The 3,554-nt window shown below is 65.9% G+C and carries 4 protein-coding genes; all 4 read left to right on the top strand.

Annotated features, from left to right (window positions below; translation table 11 throughout):
- Positions 1-1,022, top strand: a 1,022-nt coding sequence (locus LCM4576_RS31595) for an ABC transporter permease (protein WP_244510971.1), incomplete at its 5' end; no start/stop codon positions are given.
- The gene (nikC, locus tag LCM4576_RS31590) at positions 1,019-1,939 is read left to right on the top strand and encodes a nickel transporter permease (RefSeq protein WP_071036269.1); all 921 of its coding nucleotides are present in this window, start codon (positions 1,019-1,021) and stop codon (positions 1,937-1,939) included. The genes LCM4576_RS31595 and nikC, both read left to right, overlap by 4 nt.
- A 10-nt stretch (positions 1,940-1,949) precedes the next feature.
- Complete coding sequence (locus LCM4576_RS31585; RefSeq protein ID WP_071036268.1) at positions 1,950-2,786, top strand: ABC transporter ATP-binding protein; 837 nt, start codon at positions 1,950-1,952, stop codon at positions 2,784-2,786.
- A complete protein-coding gene (locus LCM4576_RS31580) occupies positions 2,783-3,529 on the top strand; it encodes an ABC transporter ATP-binding protein (protein WP_071036270.1) in 747 nt (248 codons plus the stop codon). Before LCM4576_RS31585 ends, LCM4576_RS31580 begins: the two co-directional genes overlap by 4 nt.
- Positions 3,530-3,554: the final 25 nt, after the last annotated feature.

Raw genomic sequence — 3,554 nt, 5'->3', positions numbered from 1 at the left:
GCGCCGTTGCCATTCTGTCGTCGCTCGGCCGCTTTCTCGTCATCGCGGTGACGACCTATCTCGGGCTTCTCGCGGTGACCTTCTTCATCGGCCGCGTCATTCCGATCGATCCGGTGCTGGCCGTCCTCGGCGATCGGGCGCCGACCGCCGTCGTCGAGCGCACGCGCCGCGAGATGGGCCTCGACCTGCCCTGGATCGAGCAGTTCTATCTCTATGTTAAAGCCGCCCTGAGAGGCGACTTCGGCACCTCGGTGCTGACCACCAATCCGGTGATGTCCGACATCCGTCGCGTCTTTCCGGCGACCATTGAGCTGGCGACGCTGGGCACGATCATCGGCGCTGTCATCGGCGTGCCGCTCGGCGTGTTGGCCGCCGTCAAACGCGGCAGCCTGATCGACCAGGTCGCGCGCATCGTCGGCCTCATCGGCTATTCGGTGCCGATCTTCTGGCTGGGGTTGCTCGGACTGGTGCTGTTCTACGCCAAGCTGCAGTGGATCGCCTTCCCGGCGCGGCTCGATGTGGTCTTCGAATATACCTTCACGCCGATCACCGGATTTTACCTGCTCGATGCCGCGATCCAGGGGCAGTGGGACGTCTTCTACGACGCCTGGCGCCACATCGTCCTGCCGGCCGCGCTGCTCGGCTATCTGTCGCTCGCCTATATCAGCCGCATGACCCGCTCCTTCATGCTGAACGAGCTGGCGCAGGAATACATCGTCGCGGCACGCGCCAAGGGCCTGTCGGAAAGCCGCATCATCTGGGGCCATGYGCTGCGCAACGCCGCAGTGCCGATGGTCACCGTGATCGCGCTTTCCTATGCCAACCTGCTCGAAGGCTCGGTGCTGACAGAGACCGTCTTCTCCTGGCCAGGCATCGGCCTCTACATCACCAACTCGCTGCAGAACGCCGACATGAACGCCGTGCTCGGCGGCACCATCGCCATCGGCTCGGTCTTCATCRCCATCAATCTCTTTTCCGATCTCCTCTACCGGCTGCTCGATCCGAGGACGAAAGCCGGATGAGCGCCGAAACCATTCAATCCCGTCGCGAATGGCTGCTCAGCGACCGGCCTGCCTCGCGCCTGCAGGCAAGGCTCGGGCGTGCCTATGTCGCCTGGCGGYGCTTCTCGGCCAATCRGCTGGCGCTGGTCGGCATGCTGATCATCATCGCGCTGCTTGTGGTCGCCGCCTTCGCCGACGTGCTGGCGCCCTATTCGCCGACCGTCGGCGATCTGAAGAACGCCCGCCTGCTGCCGCCGGGCGCCGCGCACTGGTTCGGCACCGACGACCTCGGCCGCGACATCTATTCGCGCATCGTTTATGGCGCGCGCTGGACGCTTTACGTGGTGATCCTGGTCGCCATCATCGCAGCGCCCATCGGCCTCTTGGTCGGCACGATCGCCGGTTATGCCGGCGGCTGGACCGACACGATCCTGATGCGCATCACCGATATCTTCCTGGCCTTCCCGAAGCTGGTGCTGGCGCTTGCCTTCGTGGCGGCGCTCGGCCCCGGCATCGAGAACGCCGTGCTGGCGATCGCCATCACCTCCTGGCCGCCTTACGCGCGCATCGCCCGCGCCGAGACGCTCACGGTGCGCAACTCCGACTACATCAAGGCGGTGCAGTTGATGGGCGCATCGCCCTTTCGCATCGTGCTGCGCCACATCATGCCGCTCTGCATCTCCTCGCTGATCATCCGCGTCACGCTCGACATGGCCGGCATCATCCTTACCGCCGCCGGCCTCGGCTTCCTCGGCCTCGGCGCGCAGCCGCCGCTGCCCGAATGGGGCGCGATGATCGCGTCCGGCCGCCGCTTCATCCTCGACCAGTGGTGGGTGGCGGCTGCTCCGGGCGCGGCCATCCTCATCGTCAGCCTCGGCTTCAACCTGCTTGGCGACGGCCTGCGCGACGCGCTCGACCCCCGGAGCGGTGATCAATGAGCGGTGACCAATGAGTGACACGCTTCTCGATGTCGACGACCTGCGCGTCACCTTCCCGACTCGCACCGGCCTCGTGCAGGCCGTGCGCGGCGTCTCCTTCTCGCTCGGTCGCGAGCGGCTGGGCATCGTTGGCGAGAGCGGTTCCGGCAAATCGCAGACCGGCCGCGCCATCATGGGGCTGACCCCGCCGCAGGCCGAGGTGTCGGCGAAGAAGCTCGCCTTCGATGGCATCGATCTTTTGTCGATATCGCCGCGTGAGCGCCGGGCGCTGCGGGGAAACCGCATCGCCATGATCCTGCAGGACCCAAAGTATTCGCTCGACCCGGTGATGACCATCGGCCGCCAGATCGTCGAGACGCTGCGCACGCATGAGAAGGTCTCCAAGGCCGAGGCGCGCGAGCGCGCGCTCGCCATGCTGCAGGCGGTGCAGATCCGTGATCCGGCCCGCGTCTTCGACCTTTACCCGCACGAGGTCTCGGGCRGGATGGGCCAGCGCGCCATGATCGCCATGATGCTGGTCACCGGACCCGAGCTGATGATCGCCGACGAGCCGACCTCGGCGCTCGACGTCACCGTGCAGCTCGACGTGCTCAAGATCCTCGACAAGCTCGTCGCCGAGCGCGGCATGGGCCTGATCTTCATCTCGCACGATCTGCGCCTGGTCTCGTCCTTCTGCGACCGGGTCGTCGTCATGTATGCCGGCAAGGTCGTCGAGCAGATCAAGGCCTCCGAGCTGCGCGATGCCCAGCATCCCTACACGCGCGGCTTGCTCAACTGCATGCCGAGGATCGGCTTCGAGCGCCATCCGCTGCCGGTGCTCGACCGCAAGCCGGAGTGGGCGGCATGACGACTTCCATCACTGTCGAAGGGCTAGAAGTGGTCTTCGACCGGTTTCGCGCGCTGAAGGGCGTCAGCCTCGACGTGCGGGAAGGCGAATCCTACGGCCTCGTCGGCGAAAGCGGTTCCGGCAAGTCGACCCTGCTGAGGGCCATTACCGGCCTTGCGCCGGTCGCGTCCGGCACCATCATCGTGAACGGCAAGACCTTGGGCAAAACCCGCGACAAGGCCTTCTACCGCGACGTGCAGATGGTGTTCCAGGATCCCTACGGCTCGCTGCATCCGCGCCAGACGGTCGACCGCCTGCTGCAGGAGCCACTGGCGATCCATGGCATTGCCGATGGCGAGAAGCGCATCGAACGCGCGCTCGACGAGGTCGGCCTCGGCAAGGGCTTCCGCTTCCGCTATGCGCACCAGCTCTCCGGCGGCCAGCGCCAGCGCGTGGCGATTGCCCGCGCGCTGATCCTCGAACCCTCGATCCTCTTGCTCGACGAGCCGACCTCCGCGCTCGACGCCTCTGTGCAGGCCGAGGTGCTCAACCTGCTGGAAGAGGTCCGTCGCCRCCGCAAGCTTACCTTCCTGATGGTCAGCCACGACCTCGCCATCATCACCCATATGTGCGAGCGGCTGATGGTGWTGCAGAACGGCGAGACGGTGGAGACGCTCACCGCGAGCCAATTGATCGGCCATCGCGTCAGCGAGGATTATACGCGCAACCTGCTCAGGGCGAGCGAGGGGTTCGTGCGGGTCTAGAGCCGGATGAGATTTATGGGAGTCG

The sequence above is a fragment of the Mesorhizobium sp. LCM 4576 genome (assembly GCF_001854815.1).
Lineage (GTDB): Bacteria > Pseudomonadota > Alphaproteobacteria > Rhizobiales > Rhizobiaceae > Mesorhizobium > Mesorhizobium plurifarium.
The sequence above is the reverse complement of the archived record's forward strand: the minus strand, read 5'-3'. Positions and strand labels throughout refer to the sequence as shown.